Origin of the sequence: Amycolatopsis nigrescens CSC17Ta-90, from assembly GCF_000384315.1 — a bacterium.
GTDB classification, from domain to species: Bacteria; Actinomycetota; Actinomycetes; order Mycobacteriales; family Pseudonocardiaceae; genus Amycolatopsis; species Amycolatopsis nigrescens.
In genome coordinates this window covers 5,625,343-5,648,727 of the sequence record NZ_ARVW01000001.1, presented here as the reverse complement: position 1 = coordinate 5,648,727, position 23,385 = coordinate 5,625,343, and the positions used below count along the sequence as shown (strand labels likewise).

Below are 23,385 nucleotides of genomic sequence, written 5' to 3'. Positions count from 1 at the left end.
CCGGGCGCGGGAAGGGTTGACGGCCCGCCCGCGTTGCGCTGGTACGTGACCTCCGCGAACTCACTGACCGACGTACCGCTTTCCGTGCTCGACCTGTCGCCCATCGTGAGCGGCTCCGACGCGGGTACCGCGCTGCGCAACACGATCGAACTCGCCCGGCACACCGAGCGGCTGGGCTACCACCGCTTCTGGGTCGCCGAGCACCACAACATGCCCGGTATCGCCAGCTCGGCCACCGCGGTGCTGATCGGCCAGGTCGCCACCGCGACCGAGCGGATCAGGGTCGGCTCGGGCGGGGTCATGCTGCCCAACCACGCGTCGCTGATCATCGCCGAGCAGTTCGGCATGCTGGAGGCCTTCCACCCCGGCCGGATCGACCTCGGCATCGGCCGCGCGCCGGGCAGCGACCAGCGCACCGCGATCGCCGTGCGCGGTTCCGCCGCCGCGCTGTCCGCGGAGGCATTCCCCCAGCAGCTGGCCGAGCTGATGGCCTACTTCGAGCCGGACGAGCACCGCGCGGTGAACGCCGTGCCGGCGGTCGGCCACAAGCCGCCGTTCTGGCTGCTCGGCTCGAGCGGGTTCAGCGCGCAGCTGGCCGGCGCGCTCGGCCTGCCGTTCGCCTTCGCGCACCACTTCAGCGCGCAGAACACCATCCCGGCGGTGCGGCTCTACCGCGAGTCCTTCACGCCGTCCGAGACGTTGTCCGAGCCGTACGTGATGCTCGGCGCCTCGGTCACCGCCGCGGACACCGACGAGCAGGCGCGCCGGATCGCCGCGCCGAGCGGGCTGGCCTTCCTCAGCCTGCGCCGGGGCCGGCCGATCAAGCTGCCGAGCCCGCAGGAGGCCGCCGAATACCCGTACACCGAGATGGACCGGATGTTCGTCGAGGAGCGGATGGAGAGCCAGATCATCGGCTCGCCGGAGACCGTGCGCAAGGGACTGGACGGCCTGCTCGCGGACACCGGCGCGGACGAGATCATGGTCACCACGATGATCTACGACGACGAGGACCGGCTGCGGTCCTACGAGCTGATCGCCGACCTGGCGAAGTGAGCGCTATTTGAGGAACACGCTGCCCCGGTAGCCCGCGTAGATCGCGGTCACGCCGGAGGCGGGCGTCTCCGGGCGGGGGTTGGGGTTGCTCGCCGCCGCGGGCATGCCCCAGCTCACCGCCTTCCCGCCGGCCAGCAGCGCGAGGCTGTGCAGGGACCCGGCCGAGATCGCGGTGACCCCGGAGGCGGCCTCGGCCGGCACGGTGGCCTGGCCGTCCGCGTTGTTGCCCCAGGCGAGCACCGTGCCGTCGGTCTTCAGCGCGAGGCTGTGGTCCCAGCCCGCCGAGATCGCCTTGACCCCGGACTTCGCCGCGGCCGGCACGTCCGTCTGGCCGAACTTGTCACTGCCCCAGGCGAGCACGCCGCCGTTCTTCAGCGCCAGGTTGTGGTCCCCGCCCGCGGAGATCGCGGTGACGCCGGAGGACGCGGCCGCCGGTACGTCCGTGCGCATGCCCCAGCTGACCACGCTTCCGTCCGACTTGAGCGCCAGGCTGTGCAGGCCACGGGTGGAGATCGCGACCACCCCCGACTTCGCCGCCGGCGGCACCTCGATGGCGCCGAGCGCCGAACTGCCCCAGGCGATCACTTCGCCGTTCTTCAGCGCCAGCAGGTGCCCGTAGCCGGAAGCGACCGCGGTGGCGCCCAGCGCGGCGGGCGGGACGGTCTGCTGGTGGTAGAAGTCGTTGCCCCAGACGACCAGGCTGCCGTCCTGCTTCCTGGCGATCGTCTGGTTCACGCTGCTGGACACCTCGAGCACCCCGGAGGCGATGCCGAGCCGGTTGTAGACGGTGCTGTTGGTGATGTTCTGGGTCCAGAACGGCGTGCCCGCGGTCACCACCTTCCCGATCCCCGGTGCCAGAGCCGGTGCCGGTACCGCCGCGGCGCCGCCGGGTGCCGCGAACACGGGCGACGGGAGCGGCGAAGCGTGCTGGGTCGTGCCGGCGCCCGCCGCCGCGCCACCGGCGCCGAAGGCCAGCACGGCTACCGTCGCGCACAGCGCGAAACGGGTGACGGTCGGTGTGCGCCGGTCGGCGGATGCGTTCGGCACCTGGCCTCCGAATCGATTCCAGAAGTAATTCCCTGCCATTTTCGCGGACCACGTTGCCCTGTTCGGAAGTAGCCACTAGGCCATTCGCGCGGCGCGGCTCGCGGTCCGGTATCGGGAACGAACTGTACGCCGAAGTTCCGGCTCCTCGAAAATGATCTGCGCGTACCACGCCGGTTTTGTAGCTTCACGACAAACCTCCGACCAGGCTTTCAGCAAAGCTGACAACATTTCCGGCCATGATCATCGCTATCCGTGCTTTTTCCGCCGCACCCTTGTCGCCCCGTTGACACGCCCGTAACGTACTAGCCGGTAACCGAGCATGGGGGCATTCTTCACACATTCGAATAATCGGTGCCACCGAGATCGATCCGGCGAGATTCTCAAGTTCTTCGGCGAGTCATGGGCGACTCAGGGACACCCGCCACCGGCGGGCAGGGGCGAAAGTTGAAGCATGGAGGCGATTCAAGGATGACTCGAAGACTGGGCAGGCTCGGCGCGAGCCTGGCGACCGTCGGCCTGGTGGCGGCGATGGCCACCGCACTCGGCACCGGCACGGCGGCCGCGGCGGACATCGTCTACGAAACCGGCGACCTTTCCTACACCTGCGAATACCCGCTGCTTGGCCCGGGCGCGCTGACCGTGCACGCCAAGGCCATCGGCCCCGACTCGGTGGCCAGCGGCAGCACCGCCACGGTGCGCGCCCTGGAGGTCGTCGCGACCGTCCCGTCGGACGTGGCCGGCACCCTGTACGACCTGGCCGGCGTGGACGGCCTGCGCGGCTTCGCCGACGCGGACGTGATCGCCGCCGGCGGCACGCTCGACTCGAATACCGCCACCGATATCCGCATCGCTGAACAGTTCTACAACCCGGGCACCACCTACCCACCGTTCCCGGTGGCCGCCCACCAGGACAGCGGAACCTTCATTCCGACGGCGACCGCGGGCGCGGCACCCGGCCCGCTCACCATCTCGCTGGACAACGCGTTCACCGTCCGAGCGGACTTCCATTTCCTGAATGCCGACCCGGCGTGGCAGGAGCAGGCTCCCTTCTCCTGCGTGCTGGACGGTGGCCAGGACGCCAAGCTCGGCAGCGCCACCATCACCTAGCAGTTTCCTTTCCCGCCAAGGCGCTCCGGTCATCTCGGTGACCGGGGCGCCCGGCTCGTTTCCAGCTGAGTTTCCGGATGAGACCGAGGATCCGCCATGGCACGTCTGGCACGTCGTACCGCACGGCCGTTCCGCTCGCGCTGGCTCGCCGGTGCCGCGGTACTGGTTTCGGCCGCACTCCTCAACGGCGGGCTGGCCGGGGCCGGTCCCGGCACCCCGCCCGAGCCGGAGCCGGTCGCGGAAGCCGTGCCGGTGGCCAGGCTGCTGAACTACGACTGCACATCCGCCGGCGCCGCGGAGCCGTACCGGATCTCGGTGGCGATCAGCACCACCGCGCCGGCCTGGGTACGCGCCGGCAACCCGGTGCGGCTCGGCGCGCTGGACACCGAGGTGACCGTGCCCGAGCAGGCACTGGCCGCGCTCGGCGGCCCGGCGGCGTTGGAGGGCAAAGCCACCCTGGGTCTCACCGCGCGGCAGGGCAAGAAGGAGACCGCACTGCCGGTGGAGCTGGCGCTTGCGAAGGCGCCGAAACCGGACACCGGCCCGCTGGCCTTCCCGGCCACCGCCACCCCCGCCGCCGTGGACACCGAGGGAGCGGCGGACGTCGAGTTCGCCGTCACCGGGCTGACCGTCGGCCTCACCCTGCATCCCGCCGAGGGCGAACCGGTGCCGGTGGAGCCGTCCTGCGCGGCGGCCGCGGACCAGGATCCGTCGCTGACCAAGGTTTCGATGGTCCAGCCCGGTGCCGAACCGCCGCCCGCCACCGGCTCCGACTCCGGCGGGATGCCGGAGACCGTGCCCGGCCTGCCGGGTTCGCCGGAGGCCGCGGGCCGGGAAGGTCGGACCCTCACCGGGCCGGAGCTGCTGGCCGAGATCAAGCAGCAGTACTCGCCCCAGGGCGTGATCGGCACCTCCACCGTCGCCAAGATCAACGCCAGGATCAAGCTCGGCCCCGGGATCGCCCCGGCGGTGTCGCTCGTCCAGCCGGGGCCGGGCCAGCCGGGCGACCTGTCCATCGACTCCGCGCTGCCGAAGACCGAAAGCCCGTTCAACGCCTTCGGTTTCATGCCGACCACGGGCTCGGTCGAGCTCCTGCCGCCCGGCGTCCCGGACGGCAAGCTCACCTTCCTCACCGCATCGATCCGGCAGGGGCTGCTGGAGATCATGCGCGCGGAGGTGGTGATCAGGCTGAGCGCGGTGCGGGTGAACGGCGTCCCGCTCGACGTCGGCGAGAACTGCCGGACCGTGACCCCGGTCAAGGTCGCCATGGCCACCCCGGCCGGCGGCAAGTACACGGTCACCGCCGGCGGCCCGGTCGCCACCATCCCGGACAGCCCGAACCCGGAGCTGCGGAGCTTCACCATCCCGCCGTTCACCGGCTGCGGGGTCACCGAACCGCTCGACCCGCTGGTCACCGGCATGGTCTCCGGCCCCGGCAACACGATCGACCTCGACCTCCGAACCATCCTGGCCACCGCCCCACCCGGCTGACAATCCGTGAAGGGCACCTTGCCCACTTTGAAGGTAGGCAAGGTGCCCTTCACGGACAAAGCGGGGGAGTTAGGGGATGGGGATGGCTTTGCCGAGGGTGAGTTCGATGGTGTTGTCCGGGCCGGACACCAGGGAGGTCAGCAGCGGGCCGAAGATGGTGCAGTTCTTGAAGTCCGGAATGGTGTAGCTGCCGGCCACCTTGCCGCCGTTGAACACGGTGAAGGAACCGGTGGACTTCAGGTCCATCGACACCGGGGTCGCGGTCTTGCACTCGTTGCCGACCGGGGTGTAGAAGATCCCGGCCACCCAGATGTCACTGAGCTGGATGTAGGCCTCCGCGTGCGTGGTCACCACGCCCTGCGCGATCACCCCGGTCACCGGCGCGGTCGGGATGACGGTGACCGTCGCTTTCACCGGGATGAACCCGCCCGCCTCGAACGAGGTCCTCGCCGGTGGCAGGGCGAGGTTTCCGGTCAGGTCGCCGCCGCCCGGTCTGGTGAGCACGGTGGTGTCCAGGGTGCCCGGCCCGAGTGTCATGCTGCCGCCGGTCTTCTTCACCGTGGAAGTGCCGTTCACCGGGTATTGCACCTTGATCGCGGCGGACACTGCCGCGGACGCGGGTGCCGCACCGAGCACGGCCGCGGCCGGCATCGAAGCCGCCGCGAGCAGCACGCGTCCGGCCGCTTTGGTCGTACCTGCCATGAAATTCTCCTCCTCTGCCAGAACTCAATCAGGGAATGGGGGTCGGCTTGCCCAGGGTGAGCTTGATGGTGTTGTCCGGTCCGGAGATCAACGGGCTCAGGATCGGCGCGAAGATGGTGCAGTTCTCGAAGTCCGGAATCGTGTAACTGCCCGCGACCGCACCGCCACCGAACACGGTGAAGGCGCCCTCGGACTTCAGGTCCACGCTGACCGGCTGCTCCGTCTTGCACTCGCCGCCGACCGGGATCGGGAAGATGCCACCGACCCAGATGTCGCTCAGTTTCAGGTCGAATTCGGCGCGGCTGGTCAGCACGCCCTGCTTGATCTCACCGGTGGCCGGTCCGGTCGGCAGCACGGTCACCGTCGCCTGCACCGGGATCAGCCCGGCGACCGCGAACGAGGCGTGCGCCGGCGGCAGGTTCAGCACGCCCTTGACGTCACCCCCGCCGGGCTTGGTGGTCACCGTCGCGGCCAGGGTGCCCGGCCCCAACTCCAAGGCACTGCCCGTTTTCTTCACCATCGAGGTACCGCTGACCGGGTAGCTGACCTTGATCTCCGCGGCCGAGGCCGGTGCGGCCGGCAGGCCGGCCAGCAGGACGGCCGCACCGGCGAACCCCAGTGCCGCTCTCCGTCCGAACAATGATTTCGACGTGCGCAACATGAGCCGTCCCTCAATTCCGGAGGTATTTCGAGATGTCGAACGCTACTGGCCGGTACGCTACGTCGGCGCCACGCGGACCGTAAAGCTTTTCCTTACCCGCCCGTAACGAGTGCCGAGTTTGTTCACCGGTTCTGACAAAGCACCGGGAGCACTTTGTCAGAAAGGTGCAAAAACCCGGCGGTTACCAGGACGTAACCGATGGATCGAGCCGGAGTTCTTGTCTCCGGGACCCGGCCGAAGTTAGCGTACCGGCGAGTAATCAAATTGCAGGGCAACAATCGACTCCACCTGCCATACGCACTATACGCCAAATGGACTATGAAAAATGGGGAGGTGGGCGTGGGGATCAGGCCAGCGCGGACGGCTACGTTTCCCGGTGCCGCGGCGATCCGGCAGACCGGGGCGCTCTACGCCCTCGCCATGGACGTCGTGCGGTCCGCGTTCAAGCGGCCGTTCCAGTTCCGCGAGTTCGTCCAGCAGTTCTGGTTCATCGCGAGCGTCTCGATCCTGCCGACCGCGCTGGTGGCGATCCCGTTCGGCGCGGTCATCGCGCTGCACCTCGGCTCGCTGACCACGCAGATCGGTGCCCAGTCCTTCACCGGCGCGGCCAGCGTGCTGGCGATCATCCAGCAGGCCAGCCCGATCGTCACCGCGCTGCTGATCGCCGGTGCCGGCGGCTCGGCGATGTGCGCGGACCTCGGCTCCCGCACCATCCGCGAAGAGATCGACGCGATGGAGGTGCTCGGCGTCTCCCCGGTGCAGCGGCTGATCGTGCCAAGGGTGCTCGCCGCGATGGGGGTGGCCGCCTTCCTCAACGGCATGGTCAGCGTGGTCGGGGTGCTCGGCGGCTACTTCTTCAACGTGGTCATGCAGGGCGGCACGCCAGGCGCGTACCTGGCCAGTTTCTCCGCGCTGGCCCAACTGCCGGACCTGTGGATCAGTGAGATCAAGGCGGTCGTCTTCGGTTTCGTGGCCGGGGTGGTGGCCTCCTACCGCGGGCTGAACCCGCGTGGCGGGCCGAAGGGCGTCGGCGACGCGGTGAACCAGTCCGTGGTGATCACCTTCCTGCTGCTGTTCATGCTGAACCTGGTGCTGACCACGCTGTACCTCCAGCTCGTTCCGCCGAAGGGGATGTAGCGCGTGGCAGAGAGCTATTCCCCGCCGAAGGTGCGGCGCGTGCGGGAGTCGATCGACCGGCGGTTCGGGTTCCTGGACACGCTCGGCGACCAGATCCTGTTCGCGCTCCGCACGCTGGCCTGGGTGCCGCGGGCACTTCGCCGCTACACCAGGGAGATCGTCCGGCTGCTGGCCGAGGTGAGCTTCGGCAGCGGGGCGCTGGCGGTGATCGGCGGCACGATCGGCGTGATGATCGGGATGACCGTGTTCACCGGCACCGTGGTCGGCCTGCAGGGCTACTCCGCGCTGAACCAGGTGGGCACCTCGGCCTTCGCCGGGTTCATCTCGGCCTACTTCAACACCCGGGAGATCGCGCCGCTGGTGGCCGGGCTCGCACTGTCCGCGACGGTCGGCTGCGGGTTCACCGCCCAGCTCGGCGCGATGCGCATCTCCGAGGAGATCGACGCGCTGGAGGTGATGGGCATCCCCAGCGTGCCGTACCTGGTGACCACCCGAATCATCGCCGGGTTCGTCGCGGTCATCCCGCTGTACGCGATCGGCCTGCTCACTTCGTACGTGGCTTCCCGGCAGGTGACGATCTGGTTCTTCGGCCAGTCGGCGGGCACCTACGACCACTACTTCCAGCTCTTCCTGCCGCCGATCGACGTGCTCTGGTCCTTCGGGAAGGTGATGGTCTTCAGCGTGGTGGTGGTGATCGCGCACTGCTACTACGGGTTCCGCGCGAGCGGCGGGCCGGCCGGGGTCGGGGTGGCGGTCGGCCGCGCGGTGCGCACCGCGATCGTCTCGGTGGCGGTGCTGGACTTCTTCCTCAGCCTGGCCATCTGGGGCGCGACGACCACGGTCAAGGTGGCCGGATGAACAGCGTCCCCCGCATCCGTGGCACCCAGGCCGACCCGCACGCGCGCATTCGCCGGCAGGTCCCGCTATCGGGGCGGCGGGGCGCCCTGCCCGGCAACGTTTCCGGCCACCCCGAGTCGCGCCCCGTCGACACGATCGCGGATGCGCGCAGGCTCGCGGGGGAGGCAGCGGGATGAGCAGGAGGCCGGGGCTGAGAAAGCTGGGTGTCCGCACCGCGGGAGTGATCTTCCTGCTGGTGATGGCCTCGCTGATCACGCTGTCCGTGCAGGTGTACCAGAAGAAGTTCGTCACCTCGGTGCCGGTCACCCTGCGCACCGACCGGATCGGCAACCAGCTGCAGGTGACCTCCGAGGTGAAGGCGCGCGGCGTGGTGGTCGGTGAAGTCAGGGCGGTGCGCAGCGGCGGTGGCGGGGCCGAGATCGAACTCGCGCTGGAACCGGAGAAGACCGCCTATCTGCCGAAGAACGTGTCCGCGCTGCTGATCCCGAAAACGCTGTTCGGTGAGCGCTACGTGCAACTGTCCATTCCGGACGGTTCCACGGAGCCGCCGATCGGCGCCGGCGACGTGATCGGGCAGGACCGGTCCGCGAACGCGATCGAGCTGGAGAAGGTGTTCGGCGATCTGCTGCCGGTGCTGCAGGCGGTGCAGCCGCAGAAGCTGGCGACCACGCTGACCGCGGTGGCCACCGCGCTGGAGGGCCGCGGCGCGCAGCTCGGCGAGACACTGGCCACCGCGGCGAACTACCTCGAAGAGTTCAATCCGGATCTGCCCGCGCTGAACGAGAACATCCGCGACCTGGCCGAAGTGAGCAAGCTGTACGGCGACATCGCGCCGGATCTGCTGGACTCGCTCACCGACACCGCGGTCACCCTGGGCACCGTCGCGGACAAGCGCGGTGAGCTCGGCACGCTCTACGACCAGGTCACCACGTCCAGCCAGGACGTCGAGCTGTTCCTGCGCAACAACAAGGACAACCTGATCCGGCTGACCGCCGACAGCAGGGCGCCGCTGGAGGTGGCCGCCCGCTATTCGCCCAGTTTTCCGTGCACGCTCAAGGCGATGACCGATCTCAAGCCGGCCATGGACAAGGCGCTGGGAGCCGGCACGGACCAGCCCGGCCTGCACGTCGAGGCCACCGTCACCGAGTCACGCGGGGCCTACCAGCCTGGCCGGGACGATCCGGCGTTCACCGCGACCGGCGGGCCGCGCTGCTACCCGAGCGGGGTCATGCCCACCACCGGTACCGCCGCGGTCGCCCCCGGTGCAGCGGGACATCCGCTGCTGCCCGGCGGCCGGGGCGAGCTCGGCGTACCGAACTCGCCGCAGGAGCGGGAACTGCTCGCCGGGCTGGTCGGGCCCGCCGTCGGCATGCCGGCCGGTCAGGTGCCCGGCTGGGGCAGCGTGCTGGTCGGGCCGCTCTATCGCGGGACGGAGGTGACCCTGAAATGAGAAAACTGGCGTCGCCGTTGATCAAGGCGGTGATCTTCATCCTGGTCACCGGGCTGGCCACCGCGATACTGGCGATCTCGATCTCCAACACCGGCCTCGGCGAGACCGACACCTACCGCGCAAGGTTCACCGACGCGACCGCGCTCAACGTCGGTGACGACGTGCGGATCTCCGGGGTCCGGGTCGGCCAGGTGGAGGAGCTGGACATCGTCGACCAGCACATCGCGCGGGTGACGTTCTCGGTGAACCGCGGCCGCAAGCTGCCCGGCGACCTCGGCGCGGTGATCAAGTACCGCAATATGGTCGGCCAGCGCTACATCGCGCTGGAACGCGGCCGGACCTCGACCGGCACGCTGGAGCCGGGCGCGGAGATCCCGCTGGAACGCACCACCCCGGCGCTGGACCTGACCGACCTGTTCAACGGGTTCAAGCCGCTGTTCCAGGCGCTGTCCCCGGACGACGTGAACCAGCTCTCCGGCGAGATCGTGCAGGTGCTGCAGGGCGAGGGCGGCACCGTGGAGAGCCTGCTCGCGCACACCGGCTCGCTCACCGCCACGCTGGCGAGCCGGGACAAGGTGATCGGGGACGTGATCACCAATCTGAACTCGGTGCTGCGCACCATCAACAGCAAGGGCGACGCGCTGTCCACTTTGGTCTCCACCGTGCAGCGGCTGGTGTCAGGGCTGGCCGGTGACCGGACCGCGATCGGCGAGGCGATCGACGGCATCGCCGGGCTGACCACGGCCACCGCCGGGTTGTTCGAGTCGGCGAGGCCGCCGCTGAAGGACAGCATCACCGGGCTCGGCCGGCTTTCGGAGAACCTGGCCGGCTCCGGCGACGAGGTCGAGCGGTTCCTCAGCCTGCTGCCGAAGAAGCTGGAAACGGTCGGCAAGACGGGCAGCTACGGCTCCTGGCTGAACTTCTACCTCTGCGAGGCGGTGCTCACCGGCAACGACCCGTCCGGTGGCGTTCCGGTGACGGCGGAGAGGTGCAAGGGCTGATGAAGTCGTACAGGGAGCGCAACACGCTCACCGTCGGCGCGGTGGGCAGCGTGGTGCTGGCCGCGGTGCTCACCGCCACCTTCTTCTACGAGGACCTGCCGATCGTCGGCTCCGGCACCTCGTACCAGGCCGAGTTCAGCGAGGCGGCCGGGCTGCAACCGGACGACGAGGTGCGGGTGGCCGGGATCAAGGTCGGCGAGGTGCGGGCCGTCGACCTGGTGGACGACAGCGACCCGAGGGTGCTGGTGACGTTCCGGGTGAAGGACGCATGGGTGGGCAACAAGACCTCGGCCGAGATCAGGATCAAAACCCTGCTGGGCCGCAAATTCCTTGCCCTGCACCCGATCGGCGACGCGAACCAGGATCCCGAGCAGCCCATCCCGCGCAACCGCACGGTCACCCCGTACGACGTCACCGACGCCTTCAACGGGCTGGCCAACACCGTCGGCGCGATCGACACCGATCAGCTCGCGGAGAGCTTCCGGACCATTTCGGAGACCTTCAAGGGCTCTCCGGAGCACATCCGGACCGCGCTGGACGGGCTCAGCGCGCTGTCGAAGACCGTCGCCTCGCGCGACGACCAGCTGGCCGAGCTGCTCCGGAACGCGCGCACGATCAGCGGCACGCTGGCCGGCTCCAGCGGCGAGTTCGAGAAGCTGATCAACGACGGCAACCTGCTGCTCACCGAGCTGGACAACCGCCGCGATTCGATCCACGCGCTGCTGGTCGGCACCCAGCAGCTGGCCACGCAGCTTTCCGGTCTGGTCGCGGACAACGGCGCACAGCTCAAGCCCGCGCTGGAACGGCTGGGCGCGGTGACCGACATCCTGCAGCGGCAGACCGCGAACCTGGACCGGAGCCTGGAACTGGCCGGGCCGTACTTCCGCGTGGTGAACAACGCCGCCGGCAACGGCCGCTGGGTGGACAACTACATCTGCGCGCTGGTGCCGGAGAACCGGGATCCGTGCCGGCCGCCGGGGATCGGAGGCGGCGGATGAGCGACACCAGGTTCGGAGTCCGGGTCAGCCGGATCCTCGCGGTGCTGACGGTGGTCGGCCTGGTCGTGGCCGGCAGCCTGTGGTGGATCTTCTCCGGCAACGGGGACAAGCACATCACCGCCTACTTCACGCGCGCGGTCGGCGTCTACTCCGGCTCCGACGTGCGACTGCTCGGGGTGCGGATCGGGCAGGTGGAAACGGTGACCCCGCGCGGCGAGCGGGTCGAGGTGAAGCTGTCCGTGCGGAACGACGCCGGGGTGGCCGTGGACACCGGGGTGCTGGTGGTCGCGCCGAGCGTGGTGTCCGACCGCTACCTCCAGTTCACCCATCCCGCCAGGGGCGGGCCGCGGATCGCCGACGGCGCGGTGGTCGGCACCGAGCGCACCGGCACCCCGGTGGAGCTGGACGAGTTGTACGCCAGCCTGAACGGGCTGACCACCGCGCTCGGGCCGGACGGTGCCAACTCCGGCGGCGCGCTGTCCGAGCTGCTCGACACCGGCGCGGCGAACCTGGCCGGCAACGGCAAGGCGTTCAACGACTCGGTGCGCAACTTCGCCGACCTGGCGCGCACCCTGGCCGGTTCCAAGGATGACCTGTTCGGCACCATCGACGAGCTGCAGAAGTTCACCAGCATGCTGGCCGGCAACGATTCCGGCGTGCGGGAGGTGAACCGGCAGCTGGACTCGGTCTGGCAGACGCTGGCCACCGACCGGACCGAGCTGTCCGGCGCGCTGAACACCCTCGGCAGCGCGCTCGGTGAGATCCAGGGCTTCATCAAGGACAACCGCGCGCTGATCAAGTCCAATGTGGACAAGTTGGCGCAGACAACCCAGGTGCTGGTGGACCGGCGCGGGCAGCTGGCCGAGGCGCTGGACACCGTGCCGCTGGCGGTGGACAACGTGCTCGGGGCCTTCGACCCGAAGTCCGGCACCCTGCAGGGCCGCACCCTGGTCGACTACTTCTTCATGCTGCCGGGAGGTGCGAAATGAGACGGGCCCTGCGCGCACTGGCCGTCGGTGCGGCGCTGTGCCTCGCCGGCTGCTCGGCCGGCGAGTTCACCGGCGTCTACGACCTCCCGCTGCCCGGCGGGGCCGACGTCGGCGACCAGCCGTACCGGGTCACCGTGCAGTTCGCCGACGTGCTCGACCTGGTGCCGCAAGCGGCGGTGAAGGTGAACGACGTGCCGGTCGGCCGGGTCGAGTCGATCGCGCTCGGTGCGGACGGCTGGACCGCCGAAGCCGTGGTGCTGGTCAACTCGGGCGTGCGGCTGCCGTCCAACGCGCTGGCCAGGCTGCGCCAGTCCAGCCTGCTCGGCGAGAAGTTCGTCGAGCTGGCCCCGCCGGAGCGGCCGTCGGCCGAGCCGCTCGGGGGCGGCGCGGTGATCACGGTGGACCGCACCAACCGCAACCCGGAGGTGGAGGAGGTCTTCGGCGCGCTCTCGCTGCTGCTCAACGGCGGCGGCATCGGCCAGCTGCAGACCATCAGCCGGGAGCTGACCAAGGTGATGGACGGCAACGAGGGCGAGATCCGCTCGTTCCTGTCCGGAATGGACGAGCTGGTCACCAACCTGGACGCGCACAAGGGTGAGATCACCGCGGCACTGGACGGTCTGAACACGCTCTCCGCCACACTGGCCGGCCGCCAGGAGCAGCTCTCCGGCGCGCTGACCGACCTGACCCCCGGCCTGAAGACGCTCGCCGACCAGCGCACCGCACTGGTCGGCATGCTCCAGTCGCTGGACGAGCTTTCGGCCGTCGCGGTGGACACCATCACCAGGAGCAAGGACGATCTGGTCGCCGACCTGGCGGCGCTCTCGCCGATACTGGCCAGGCTGGCCGACGCGGGCGAGAACCTGCCGAAGGCGCTGGAGATCCTGCCCACCTTCCCGTTCACCGACGCGGTGCTCGACGGGGCCAAGGGCGACTACCTGAACCTGTTCGTCACCGTGCCGCGCGACCCGTCCATGCCGCTGCCCGATGTGCCCCCGCTCCCCCTGCCCAGCACCGGAGGTGGCTGATGCTGACCCCAGATGCAGCGAAGGCCACCTTGCCTGCGCTGGATGCAGCGAAGGTGGCCTTCGCTGCATTCGGTGAGGAGGGGGCGACGTGCTGACCAGGCGGGTGAAGGCGCAGGTGATCGCCTTCGTGATCATCGCGCTGTCCGTGGTCACCTTCATCGGCGGGCAGTACGCCGGGCTCGGCTCGCTGTTCGGCGGCTCCGGGTACCTGGTGCGCCTGCAGCTCGCGGACGGCGGCGGGGTGTTCACCAACAGCGAGGTCACCTACCGCGGGGTCGCCGTCGGCAGGGTCGGCGAGCTGCGGCTGACCAGTGATGGCATGGAAGCCGAGCTGCGGATCGACGACGACGCGCGGATCCCGGTGAACTCACGCGCGGTGGTGGCCAACCGGTCCGCCGTCGGTGAGCAGTACGTGGACCTGCAGCCACGCACCGACGGCGGGCCGTTCCTCACCGAGGGCGCGGTCATCCCCAAGGAGTCCACCGCCGTCCCGCTGCCGGTGCAGACCCTGCTCGGCAACCTGAGCGCGTTCACCGGGTCGGTGCCGACGGACTCGCTGCGCACGGTGGTCGACGAGCTGGACGCCGGGCTGCAGGGTGCCGGACCGAACCTGCAGGTGCTGCTGGATTCGGCGAACGAGTTCACCCGCACCGCCGCCGAGCACCTGCCGCAGACCAGCACGCTGATCAACGACGGCACCACCGTGCTGCAGACCCAGGCCGACTCTTCGGCGCAGTGGCGCTCGTTCAGCTCCAACGCCAAGCTCTTCGCGGCCGAGCTGGCCAGGTCCGACGGCGACCTGCGCAAGCTGATCGGCACCGCGCCGCAGGCGGCCACCCAGCTCACCGGGCTGCTCGAGGACACCAACCCCGGGCTTTCGGTACTGGTGGCGAACCTGCTCACCACGGCGAACGTGTTCGAAGCCAGGGTCGACGGCATGGAGCACCTGTTCGTCAACCTGCCCAAGGCGGTGGCGGCCACTTCCACCGCGGTCACCCCCGACACCGGCCATCTCTCGCTGGCGCTGACCTTCTTCAAACCGGAACCCTGCGAACAGGGCTACGAGGGCACCGTCCGGCGCGATGGCGAGGACACCACCGCGGCGCCGTTCAACACCGACGCCCGCTGCACACTGCCGAAGGGCGACGAAAGCTCGGTGCGCGGATCGCAGAACGCGCCGCATCCCGGCGTCCCGCCGGCGGCGATCCCCGGCTCCGGGCTGGCCGCCGGACCGCTCGGGCTGCCCACGCTGCCGCTGGTGTCCACCAGCATGGAGGAGATGCTGTGGCTACCGAAGTGACGGAAGAAGAAGTCGCCGTCGAGGACACTGCCGCCGAAGAGCCCCCACGGCGGCGCAAACGCTTGCTCGGACTGTCGATCGCGCTGGTCGCGGCCACCGCGGCCTTCGCCTGCTGGTTCGGGGTTTCCTGGCTGCGCGCCGCGAACGACGATGCGCTCGGCTACGCCAGGACCCGCGGTGAAGTGCTCGACGCCGGGCGGACCCAGGTCGCCGAGCTGAGCAGCCTGGACTACCACCAGGTCGACCAGGGCATCGCGCGCTGGGTGGACTCCTCCACCGGCGCGCTGCGGGACAGGCTCGCCGCCACCGACGAGAACACCAGGAAAACCTTGGCGCAGGGCGGCACGGTGGCCACCGGGAAGGTGCTGGACGCCGCGATCAGCGAGCTGGACACGCGTGCCGGTACCGCGAAGATGCTGGCGTCGGTGGAGATCACCCTCGCCAAGGAAGGCGCCGCGCCCACCACCAAGCGCAACCGGTTCGCGGCCGGGCTCACCCGGACCGACGGCGGCTGGAAGCTGAGCGCACTCGACCAGGTTCCGATGGGGGCATGATGCGCGCACCGACCCGGGAAAAGCTGCCCGCCCTGCTCCTCGGCCTCGCCGTGCTGCTCGCCGGGCTCGGCACCTGGTTCGCCGTCGAGGCGAACGCCGCCGGCTCCTTCGAAGGCTCCGACAACCGCGCGCAACTCGACGCCGCCCGCACCGCGGAGGTCAGCGCGTCGGTCACGAACTCGCTGAACAAGATCTTCTCGTACTCCTTCGACAAGACCGAGGTCACCGAGAAGGCGGCCGCGGAAGCACTGCGCGGCGATGCGCTGAACACCTACAACCAGCTCTTCGCCCAGGTGCGAACCCTTGCGCCGCAACAGAAACTCGTGCTCACCACGCGGGTGGTCAACTCGGCCGTGCAGTCGCTGACCGGGGACGACGCCCAACTGCTCGTCTTCCTCGACCAGTCCGCCGTGCGCGCGTCGGACAACACCACCAACGCGGCCGCGTCCCAGCTCTCGGTCACCGCACACCACCAGGACGACCGCTGGGTCATCACCACCCTCGTCCCCCGCTAGCCCCCGGCCTCACACCGTTCGTCCGTGAAGGGCACCTTGCCTACCTTCAAGGTAGGGAAGGTGCCCTTCACGGACAAAGGTCGGGGAAGTTGCCGAGCAGGACGGTTCCGCGGGACTCCGTGCGCAGCACGAGTTCCATCTCGAAGCGCAGCACCGGGTCGTCCAGCCGGTCGCCGAAGGCCGCCTGCAGCTGCCGCATCCGGTACCGCACGGTCTGCGGGTGCACCTTCAGGCCGGCGGCCACGTCCAGCACGCTGCCCTGCGCGTCCAGCCAGGCACGCAAGGTCTCGATCAGCCGGTCCCGCTGTTTCGCGGTGAGCTCGGCCAGCGGCGCGAACACGCGCTGGCGCAACCGGTCCACCAAGCCGTCGTCGGCGTGCAGCAGCAGCGTGGCCAGGTGCTCGTCGCAGCGCAGCACCCGCCGCCCCGGCAGCACCCCGCGATCGGCCAGCACCAGCGCCCGGCGGGCCCAGCGCAGGGAGTCCGCGGCGGCCTCCGGCGGCACGGCAGGGCCGATCGCCAGCCGGCAGTCCGGCATGGTGGCCCCCACGGTGGCCAGCCGGGAACCGCTCGTCTCGCCGGGCACCAGCAGATGCGGCTCGGCGCCGTCGAGTTCGGCCAGCACCTCGGTGCCCAGCAGCGAATGCCCGCGCCGCGGCCCGGCGCCGGACAGCGGCCGGACCGCGATCAGCACCACTTCGGCCGGGAGCGCCCAGCCGGTCAGCTGGGCCAGCTCGTCGATCGCCTTCCTCGGCGCGGGCGGGGTCTCCAGGATCAGCTGGAGCAACCGCCGCCGCCAGGTTTCCAGCGCGCCCGCGGTGCTCGCCTTGGCCTCCAGATAGCCGTCCAGCGCGACCGAAGCCAGCTCGTCCATGAACGCCAGCATCGCGTCGGCCAGCTGGGACATCACCGCCGAGGAGAACCCGCTGCGCCTGCCCACCCGCATGATCCGCCGCCAGGAGACCCTGGCGCCGACCCGGTAGGCGGCCTGCAGGGTGTCCAGGCTCCGGCCGGCCCGCATCTCGTTCTGGCCGAGCCGGTGGTGCACGTCGTGCGACTCCTCCTTGGAGACGGTGGGATCGGCGATCTGTTCGACGAACAGGGTGATCGCGTACTCCACCCCGGCCCGGATCGCCTTGCCGTAGGGACCTTCCAGCGGCCGCGCGTAGGCGGGAATGGTCGCGCGGATCTCCTCCACGATCTCGGCGGCCAGGCTGGCCAGCTCCGGCCGCAGGATGTCGGCCAGCCGCCGCGGAAGGGCCACCGGAGTCAGCACGCCGTCAAGTCCGCGCTCGGCCGTCATCGCAGCTCCTTTGCTCCGCCTGGGACCACCTCCGCCCCAGGCGGAAATGACCCCACCCCGCAGCATCGCGGGGTGACACCCGACACATCGGAAAACTAGCCTCGAACGTGTCACCGAGACGAAGGCACACCGATTTCTTGTCGCAGCCGTGACAAAGAAACGGCACGGTGCTGCACCATGCTGACAATCGGCCGCGCGGTGGCCGGAAAACCACTCACCGATGCGCTGTTCGGGCTCACCCCCGCGGGTGGCCGCCGATCAGCCCACCCAGTACCTCCAGCACCGGCACCAGCGCGGAAAGCTCGGCACGGCCGGTGGCCACGCATTCGGTGATCCCGGCGCCGACGATCTCGAAACCGGAAAGCGCGTCCAGCGCGGCGAGCAGTTCCGCGATGGTCATTCCACCCGGCTCCGGATAGTTCAGCCCGCCGAACTCGGCCGGATCGAGCACGTCGAGATCGAGATGCAGATAAAGCTTGTCCGCCCCGCTTTCGCGGACTCCGTCGACGATCCGGCCCGGATCAGCCGCGTCCGCCACCGGTACGTGCCCGGCCAGCCCGGCGTCCACCGCGGCGCGTTCGGCCGGGTCGAAGGAACGGGTGCCGACCAGCACCGCGCGCCCTGGCGCCAGTGCCGGGGCGGCCGCGAACTCGGCGTCCCCCTCGCCGAACAGGGAGCGCAGCACCATGCCGTGGAACGCGCCGGACGGTGAGGTGGCCGCGGTGTTCAGGTCCGGGTGCGCGTCGAACCAGACGGCGCCGAGGCCGTCCCCGTGGCGGTACCTGGCCACCCCGAGCGGCACCAGCTCCACCCCGCAGTCGCCGCCGATGGTCAGCACCGGGCCGCCCGGCGCCTCCAGCGCGCTCAGCTGCGCGGCCCGGTCCCGCACCAGCGCCGCCCTGTTCGCCACACCGTCCACAGTGGAGGATCCGGTGGCACCGGTGGCCACCTCGTGCACCGGCTCCCCGAGCACCTCCGACGCCAGCGCGGCCAGCGCACGGCAACCGTCCGGCAGTTCGCCCGCCCGCGGGCTCAGCGCGCCGAGGCGCTGCGGCACGGCGTTGATCAGCACGACGGCACCGCCAGCCGGGTCGGTTCGGTACGCCCGCGCAGGACCGTCTCCTCGGTGCCGCGCCACCGGTCCGCCTCCGCGGCATCCGCCTGCTCCACCGCGCGCATCGAAGCGACCACCCGGCCGGGCACCGACTTGGACAGCTCGGTCAGCCGCGCGGCCTCGTTCACCGGGTCACCGATCACGGTGTACTCGAACCGGCTCTCCGCGCCGATGTTCCCGGCAACGGTGGCCCCGAAGGACACGCCGACCCCGGCCTCGCATTCGGTCACCTCTTCGGCCAGCCGCCGTCCCATCGCGCGCGCCGCCGCCAGCGCCCGCCCTGCCGGGTCGTCCACCTCGGCCGGCGCGCCGAACACCGCCAGCGCGGCGTCGCCCTCGAACTTGTTCACCATGCCACCGCAGGCGTGCACCTCGGCGACCACCACCGCGAAGAACCGGTTGAGCAGGTCCACCACCTCGGCCGGCGGCCTGGTCGCGGCCAGCGTGGTCGACCCGATCACGTCCACGAACAGCACGCCGACCTCGCGCAGCTCGCCGCCGAGCTCGATCCGCCGCGAGAGCGCCTCCCGCACCACCTCGTGCCCGACGTGCCTGCCGAACAGGTCGCGGATCCGCTCCCGCTCCCGCAGGCCCTCGACCATCCGGTTGAACCCGGACTGCAGCAGCCCCAGCTCGGTACCGTCGAACACCACCACCTCGGTGTCCAGCCTGCCGCGCTGCACCCTGGCCAGCGCCGCGCGCACGGTGCGCACCGGCGCGGTGGTCGCCCGGACCATGAACACCATCACCAGGAAGCCGAAGAGCAGGGTGGCCAGCCCGAGCGCCAGAATCGTGACGGAGAGCTGGGTGCTCGACACGGTGCCCCGGATCAGCGCGAAGATCGCCACCAGCATCAGCCCGGCCACCGGCACCCCGGAACCGAGCACCCAGGCGAGCAGAATGCGCAGGCCCAGCGCGGAGACCAGCCGCCGTTCCAGCGACGGGCCGCTGGACAGCGCCCTGGCCGCGATCGGCCGCAACGCGAACTCGCTGAGCAGATAAGCGTTGGCGCACACCACAATGCCCGCGAAGCCGACGGTGAAGGCCACCTTGAAGACCGCGTCCGGCAACCGCAGCGCATACGGCACGGAGAACAGCACGGTCGCCACGAACCACAGCAGTGCCTGCATCCTGGTCAGCCGCCACGGCACGCGGAGGGTGGCCAGCCGCTCCTGCTCGGTCGGCGGGCTGTCATCGTCGTCGAAGGCCCAGCGCAGGGTCCGCACCGCCCGCCTGGTGCCCCAGAAGATCCCGACCAGCAAGGCCAGCAGCACGTAGCCCGGCACCGCCACGAAGTTGATCAGCGCGAACTCGGGCACGAACACACTGGGCCCCGGGATCACCATGGTGATCAGGGCGACCACGATCCCGGCGCCGATCACGTTGGCCAGCACCAGCGACCCGGTCAGCAGCACCTGCACGCGTATCCGCAGTACCTCGTCGCGCTCGTCCGCCGAACCGAGCAACCACGAGCCATAGGGCTTCATCGTCACCTGGTCACCCTAGGGTCTGCCGGCGCCGAACGACGCCTTCGTCGCCCGATAAGCACCGAGGGACGCTTTCGGCGCAGCTTGCGCACCAAAAGCGTCCCCCGGTCAGTGCGAAAGTTGTCACTCCAGTACGAGCAGCAGATCGCCGCCTTCCACCTGCTGCACGGAGGTGATGGCCAGCCTGCCCACCTTGCCGCCCTCCGGCGCGGTGATCGCGGCCTCCATCTTCATCGCCTCGATGGTCGCCACGGTGGCACCGGCGGACACCTCGTCGCCCTCGCCGACCTGCAGGGTGACCACGCCGGCGAACGGCGCGGCGACCTGCTTCGGGTTGGCCTTGTCCGCCTTCTCGGTGCTGGGGATGTCCGAGGCGATGGAGGTGTCGCGCACCTGGATCGGCCGCAGCTGGCCGTTCAGGCTGGACATCACCGTGCGCATACCGCGCTCGTCGGCCTCGCCGATGGCCTCGAGCTCGATCAGCAGCCGGACGCCGGGCTCCAGATCGACCTGGTACTCCTCGCCGGGGCGCAGGCCGTAGAAGAAGTCCTTGCTGGGCAGCACACTGGTGTCGCCGTAGGTCTCCCGGTGCGTCTCGAACTCCTTCGTCGGCCCGGGGAACAGCAGCCGGTTGAGCGCGCCGCGCCGGTCATCGGCCAGCGCGTTCCTGTCCTCTTCGGACAGTTCCTGCACCGGCTTCGGATCGGCCCTGCCCTGCAGCGCCCTGCTGCGGAACGGCTCCGGCCAGCCGCCGGGCGGGTCGCCGAGGTCGCCGCGCAGGAAGCCGATCACCGAGTCCGGGATGTCGAACCTGTTGGGCTCCGCCTCGAACTCCTCCGGGGAGACCCCGGCGCCGACCAGGTGCAGCGCCAGGTCACCGACCACTTTGGACGAAGGGGTGACCTTGACAAGATGGCCGAGGATCTTGTCCGCCGCGGCGTACATCGCCTCGATGTCGGTGAACCGGTCGCCGAGGCCGAGCGCGATCGCCTGTGTACGCAGGTTGGACAGCTGACCACCGGGGATCTCGTGGTGGTAGACGCGCCCGGTCGGTGAGGCAAGGCCGGCTTCGAACGGCGCGTAGATCTTGCGCACGATCTCCCAGTACGGCTCCAGGTCGCCGATGGCCCCCAGGTCGAGCCCGGTCGGCCGGTCCGAGTAGTCGGTGGCGGCCACGATCGCGGACAGCGAGGGCTGCGAGGTGGTGCCGGACATGGACGCGACCGCCCCGTCCACCGCGTCCGCCCCGGCCCGCACCGCCGCCATGTAGGTGGCCAGCTGACCGCCGGGGGTGTCGTGCGTGTGGATGTGCACCGGCAGGTCGAACTCCTTGCGCAGCGCGGTGACCAGCCGGACCGCGGCCGGCGCGCGCAGCAGTCCGGCCATGTCCTTGATGGCCAGCACATGGGCCCCGGCACCGACGATCTGCTCGGCCAGCTTCAGGTAGTAGTCCAATGTGTACAGCTTCTCGGCCGGGTCCGAGAGGTCCGAGGTGTAGCAGAGCGCCACCTCGGCCACCGCGGAACCGGTCTCCCGCACCGCCTCGATCGCGGGGCGCATCTGCTCCACGTCGTTGAGCGCGTCGAAGATCCGGAAGATGTCGATCCCGGTGGCGGTGGCCTCCTCGACGAAGGCACTGGTCACCTCGGTCGGGTAGGGCGTGTAGCCCACCGTGTTCCGGCCGCGCAGCAGCATCTGCAGGCAGATGTTCGGCACCGCCTCGCGCAGCGCGGCCAGCCGCTCCCACGGATCCTCGGCGAGGAAGCGCAGCGCCACGTCGTAGGTCGCGCCGCCCCAGCACTCCAGCGAGAACAGCTCGGACGCGGTGCGCGCGACCACCGGCGCCACCGCCAGCAGGTCCTTGGTGCGGACCCTGGTGGCCAGCAGCGACTGGTGCGCGTCGCGGAACGTGGTGTCGGTGACCGCGAGGGTCGGCGACTCCCGCAGCCAGCGGGCGAACCCCTCCGGGCCGAGCTCGGTGAGCTTCTGCTTGCTGCCGGCGGGCGGAGCGCCTTCGGGCAGCTTCGGCAGCTTCTCCAGCGGGCTGATCAGCCGGGGCCGCTCGCCGTGCGGCTTGTTCACCGTGGTGTCGGCCAGATAGGTGAGCAGTCGGGTGCCGCGGTCCGCGGAGTGCCTGGCGGTCAGCAGGTGCGGGCGCTCCTCGATGAACGAGGTGGTCACCCTGCCCGCCCGGAAGTCCTCGTCGTCCAGCACCGCCTGCAGGAACGGGATGTTGGTGGCCACCCCGCGGATCCGGAACTCGGCGACCGCGCGCCGGGCGCGGCCGACCGCGGTCTCCAGGTCGCGGCCGCGGCAGGTCAGCTTGACCAGCAGCGAGTCGAAGTGCGCGCTGATCTCGGTGCCGGAGAAGGCGGTGCCGCCGTCGAGGCGGACCCCGGAGCCGCCCGGCGAGCGGTAGGCGCTGATCATGCCGGTGTCCGGGCGGAAGCCGTTGGCCGGATCCTCGGTGGTGATGCGGCACTGCAGCGCCGCACCGCGCAAATAGATCCGGTCCTGGGTCAGGCCGAGCTCGGGCAGCGTCTGCCCGGCCGCGATCCGCAGCTGCGACTGCACCAGGTCCACATCGGTCACCTCTTCGGTCACCGTGTGCTCCACCTGGATCCGCGGGTTCATCTCGATGAACACGTGGTTGCCGTCGACGTCGACCAGGAACTCCACGGTGCCGGCGTTGCGGTAGCCGATCTTGCGCGCGAAGGCGACCGCGTCCGCGCAGATCCGGTCCCGCAGCTCGGGGTCCAGGTTCGGCGCCGGGGCCAGCTCGACCACCTTCTGGTGCCGCCGCTGCACCGAGCAGTCGCGCTCGTAGAGATGGATCACGTTGCCTTCACCGTCGGCGAGGATCTGCACCTCGATGTGACGCGGGTTGACCACGGCCTTCTCCAGGAAGACGGTGGCGTCACCGAAGGCGGATTCCGCCTCGCGGGCGGCCGCTTCGATCGACTCGCGCAGGCTCTCGCGGTTCTCCACCCGGCGCATGCCGCGGCCACCACCACCGGCGACCGCCTTGACGAACACCGGGAAGCCGACCTCTTCGGCCGCCTCGACCAGCGCGTCCACGTCGCTGGACGGCTCCGAGGAGCCGAGTACCGGTACGCCCGCCGCCTTCGCCGCGGCGACCGCGCGGGCCTTGTTGCCGGTCAGTTCCAGGATCTGCGCGCTCGGCCCGACGAAGGTGATGCCCGCTTCCTCGCAGGCCAGTGCCAGGTCGGGGTTCTCGGAAAGGAAGCCGTAACCGGGGTAGACCGCGTCCGCGCCGGCCTTCTTCGCGGCCCGCACGATCTCCTCGACCGACAGGTAGGCCCGCACCGGGTGGCCCTGCTCGCCGATCTCGTATGCCTCGTCGGCCTTGAGCCGGTGCAACGAGTTTCGGTCCTCGTGCGGGAACACCGCCACAGTCCCGGCACCGAGCTCATAGCCGGCGCGGAACGCGCGGATCGCGATCTCGCCGCGGTTGGCGACTAGCACCTTGCGGAACATCCCCGGTCCTTCCCTAACGTAGGAGATCGGTAGGCCAGGGACGTTACCGTGCGCCTCCCGCTGGACGGGAGTTCAGTATCAGGTGATGGACG

General features: G+C 70.1%; 20 protein-coding genes. 13 read left to right on the top strand and 7 right to left on the bottom strand.

Features of this window, described 5'->3' with window-relative positions; all coding sequences use genetic code 11:
• Positions 1–45 precede the first annotated feature (45 nt).
• The gene (locus AMYNI_RS0126885; RefSeq protein ID WP_020671174.1) at positions 46–1,053 is read left to right on the top strand and encodes an LLM class flavin-dependent oxidoreductase; all 1,008 of its coding nucleotides are present in this window, start codon (positions 46–48) and stop codon (positions 1,051–1,053) included.
• Between the two features lie 3 nt (positions 1,054–1,056).
• Here AMYNI_RS0126885 and AMYNI_RS0126880 read toward each other — a convergent pair whose 3' ends face one another.
• Positions 1,057–2,100, bottom strand: a complete 1,044-nt coding sequence (locus AMYNI_RS0126880; RefSeq protein WP_020671173.1) for an RCC1 domain-containing protein — start codon at positions 2,098–2,100, stop codon at positions 1,057–1,059.
• Between the two features lie 468 nt (positions 2,101–2,568).
• Here AMYNI_RS0126880 and AMYNI_RS45455 point away from each other — a divergent pair, with 468 nt between their 5' ends.
• Complete coding sequence (locus tag AMYNI_RS45455) at positions 2,569–3,207, top strand: DUF6801 domain-containing protein (RefSeq protein WP_020671172.1); 639 nt, start codon at positions 2,569–2,571, stop codon at positions 3,205–3,207.
• 96 nt (positions 3,208–3,303) lie between these two features.
• Positions 3,304–4,698 (top strand): DUF6801 domain-containing protein, encoded by a 1,395-nt coding sequence (locus AMYNI_RS0126870; RefSeq protein ID WP_020671171.1) that lies wholly within the window; start codon positions 3,304–3,306, stop codon positions 4,696–4,698.
• A 69-nt stretch (positions 4,699–4,767) separates the two neighbouring features.
• On the opposite strand, the gene AMYNI_RS0126865 is transcribed toward AMYNI_RS0126870, so the two are convergent.
• Both AMYNI_RS0126865 and AMYNI_RS0126860 read right to left on the bottom strand, forming a co-directional pair.
• Entirely contained in the window at positions 4,768–5,400 is a 633-nt protein-coding gene (locus tag AMYNI_RS0126865) for a hypothetical protein (RefSeq protein WP_020671170.1), read from the bottom strand.
• Between the two features lie 28 nt (positions 5,401–5,428).
• Positions 5,429–6,061 (bottom strand): hypothetical protein, encoded by a 633-nt coding sequence (locus tag AMYNI_RS0126860; RefSeq protein ID WP_040405994.1) that lies wholly within the window; start codon positions 6,059–6,061, stop codon positions 5,429–5,431.
• Positions 6,062–6,379: 318 nt separating this feature from the next.
• Between AMYNI_RS0126860 and AMYNI_RS0126855 the strand changes: the two genes are divergently transcribed.
• The 10 genes from AMYNI_RS0126855 to AMYNI_RS0126805 all read left to right on the top strand — a co-directional run bounded on the left by AMYNI_RS0126855 (position 6,380) and on the right by AMYNI_RS0126805 (position 15,891).
• Positions 6,380–7,198: an MlaE family ABC transporter permease gene (locus AMYNI_RS0126855; protein WP_051116369.1), complete on the top strand. Its 819-nt coding sequence runs from the start codon at positions 6,380–6,382 to the stop codon at positions 7,196–7,198.
• A 3-nt stretch (positions 7,199–7,201) separates the two neighbouring features.
• The gene (locus AMYNI_RS0126850) at positions 7,202–8,056 is read left to right on the top strand and encodes an MlaE family ABC transporter permease (RefSeq protein WP_040405992.1); all 855 of its coding nucleotides are present in this window, start codon (positions 7,202–7,204) and stop codon (positions 8,054–8,056) included.
• A gap of 172 nt (positions 8,057–8,228) precedes the next feature.
• Positions 8,229–9,506: an MCE family protein gene (locus tag AMYNI_RS0126840; protein WP_026360966.1), complete on the top strand. Its 1,278-nt coding sequence runs from the start codon at positions 8,229–8,231 to the stop codon at positions 9,504–9,506.
• Positions 9,503–10,507: an MCE family protein gene (locus AMYNI_RS0126835; protein ID WP_020671165.1), complete on the top strand. Its 1,005-nt coding sequence runs from the start codon at positions 9,503–9,505 to the stop codon at positions 10,505–10,507. Before AMYNI_RS0126840 ends, AMYNI_RS0126835 begins: the two co-directional genes overlap by 4 nt.
• A complete protein-coding gene (locus tag AMYNI_RS0126830; RefSeq protein ID WP_020671164.1) occupies positions 10,507–11,505 on the top strand; it encodes an MCE family protein in 999 nt (332 codons plus the stop codon). The genes AMYNI_RS0126835 and AMYNI_RS0126830 overlap by 1 nt, the downstream gene beginning before the upstream one ends.
• Positions 11,502–12,494, top strand: a complete 993-nt coding sequence (locus AMYNI_RS0126825) for an MCE family protein (protein ID WP_026360965.1) — start codon at positions 11,502–11,504, stop codon at positions 12,492–12,494. The genes AMYNI_RS0126830 and AMYNI_RS0126825 overlap by 4 nt, the downstream gene beginning before the upstream one ends.
• Positions 12,491–13,522: an MCE family protein gene (locus AMYNI_RS0126820; protein WP_020671162.1), complete on the top strand. Its 1,032-nt coding sequence runs from the start codon at positions 12,491–12,493 to the stop codon at positions 13,520–13,522. The genes AMYNI_RS0126825 and AMYNI_RS0126820 overlap by 4 nt, the downstream gene beginning before the upstream one ends.
• A gap of 88 nt (positions 13,523–13,610) precedes the next feature.
• Entirely contained in the window at positions 13,611–14,822 is a 1,212-nt protein-coding gene (locus AMYNI_RS0126815; protein WP_020671161.1) for an MCE family protein, read from the top strand.
• A gap of 62 nt (positions 14,823–14,884) precedes the next feature.
• Positions 14,885–15,376 (top strand): hypothetical protein, encoded by a 492-nt coding sequence (locus tag AMYNI_RS0126810; RefSeq protein ID WP_026360964.1) that lies wholly within the window; start codon positions 14,885–14,887, stop codon positions 15,374–15,376.
• Positions 15,376–15,891, top strand: a complete 516-nt coding sequence (locus AMYNI_RS0126805; protein WP_157357490.1) for a hypothetical protein — start codon at positions 15,376–15,378, stop codon at positions 15,889–15,891. The genes AMYNI_RS0126810 and AMYNI_RS0126805 overlap by 1 nt, the downstream gene beginning before the upstream one ends.
• Positions 15,892–15,958: 67 nt before the next feature.
• Here AMYNI_RS0126805 and AMYNI_RS0126800 read toward each other — a convergent pair whose 3' ends face one another.
• The 4 genes from AMYNI_RS0126800 to AMYNI_RS0126785 all read right to left on the bottom strand — a co-directional run bounded on the left by AMYNI_RS0126800 (position 15,959) and on the right by AMYNI_RS0126785 (position 23,293).
• Positions 15,959–17,194, bottom strand: coding sequence for a PucR-like N-terminal domain-containing protein (locus AMYNI_RS0126800; RefSeq protein ID WP_020671158.1), 1,236 nt, complete (start codon positions 17,192–17,194; stop codon positions 15,959–15,961).
• Between the two features lie 235 nt (positions 17,195–17,429).
• On the bottom strand, positions 17,430–18,266 hold the full coding sequence (locus tag AMYNI_RS0126795) for an arginase family protein (RefSeq protein ID WP_020671157.1): 837 nt from the start codon (positions 18,264–18,266) through the stop codon (positions 17,430–17,432).
• Positions 18,260–19,795, bottom strand: coding sequence for an adenylate/guanylate cyclase domain-containing protein (locus tag AMYNI_RS0126790; RefSeq protein ID WP_020671156.1), 1,536 nt, complete (start codon positions 19,793–19,795; stop codon positions 18,260–18,262). The genes AMYNI_RS0126795 and AMYNI_RS0126790 overlap by 7 nt, the downstream gene beginning before the upstream one ends.
• A 123-nt stretch (positions 19,796–19,918) precedes the next feature.
• Complete coding sequence (locus tag AMYNI_RS0126785) at positions 19,919–23,293, bottom strand: pyruvate carboxylase (protein WP_020671155.1); 3,375 nt, start codon at positions 23,291–23,293, stop codon at positions 19,919–19,921.
• Between the last annotated feature and the right edge of the window lie 92 nt (positions 23,294–23,385).

Coding starts and splice junctions, on each gene's coding strand:
- AMYNI_RS45455 (WP_020671172.1), top strand. CDS start 2,569: ATGACTCGAAGACTGGGCAGGCTCGGCGCGAGCCTGGCGACCGTCGGC.
- AMYNI_RS0126870 (WP_020671171.1), top strand. CDS start 3,304: ATGGCACGTCTGGCACGTCGTACCGCACGGCCGTTCCGCTCGCGCTGG.
- AMYNI_RS0126865 (WP_020671170.1), bottom strand. CDS start 5,400: ATGGCAGGTACGACCAAAGCGGCCGGACGCGTGCTGCTCGCGGCGGCT.
- AMYNI_RS0126860 (WP_040405994.1), bottom strand. CDS start 6,061: ATGTTGCGCACGTCGAAATCATTGTTCGGACGGAGAGCGGCACTGGGG.
- AMYNI_RS0126855 (WP_051116369.1), top strand. CDS start 6,380: ATGAAAAATGGGGAGGTGGGCGTGGGGATCAGGCCAGCGCGGACGGCT.
- AMYNI_RS0126840 (WP_026360966.1), top strand. CDS start 8,229: ATGAGCAGGAGGCCGGGGCTGAGAAAGCTGGGTGTCCGCACCGCGGGA.
- AMYNI_RS0126835 (WP_020671165.1), top strand. CDS start 9,503: ATGAGAAAACTGGCGTCGCCGTTGATCAAGGCGGTGATCTTCATCCTG.
- AMYNI_RS0126830 (WP_020671164.1), top strand. CDS start 10,507: ATGAAGTCGTACAGGGAGCGCAACACGCTCACCGTCGGCGCGGTGGGC.
- AMYNI_RS0126825 (WP_026360965.1), top strand. CDS start 11,502: ATGAGCGACACCAGGTTCGGAGTCCGGGTCAGCCGGATCCTCGCGGTG.
- AMYNI_RS0126820 (WP_020671162.1), top strand. CDS start 12,491: ATGAGACGGGCCCTGCGCGCACTGGCCGTCGGTGCGGCGCTGTGCCTC.
- AMYNI_RS0126805 (WP_157357490.1), top strand. CDS start 15,376: ATGCGCGCACCGACCCGGGAAAAGCTGCCCGCCCTGCTCCTCGGCCTC.
- AMYNI_RS0126800 (WP_020671158.1), bottom strand. CDS start 17,194: ATGACGGCCGAGCGCGGACTTGACGGCGTGCTGACTCCGGTGGCCCTT.
- AMYNI_RS0126790 (WP_020671156.1), bottom strand. CDS start 19,795: ATGAAGCCCTATGGCTCGTGGTTGCTCGGTTCGGCGGACGAGCGCGAC.
- AMYNI_RS0126785 (WP_020671155.1), bottom strand. CDS start 23,293: ATGTTCCGCAAGGTGCTAGTCGCCAACCGCGGCGAGATCGCGATCCGC.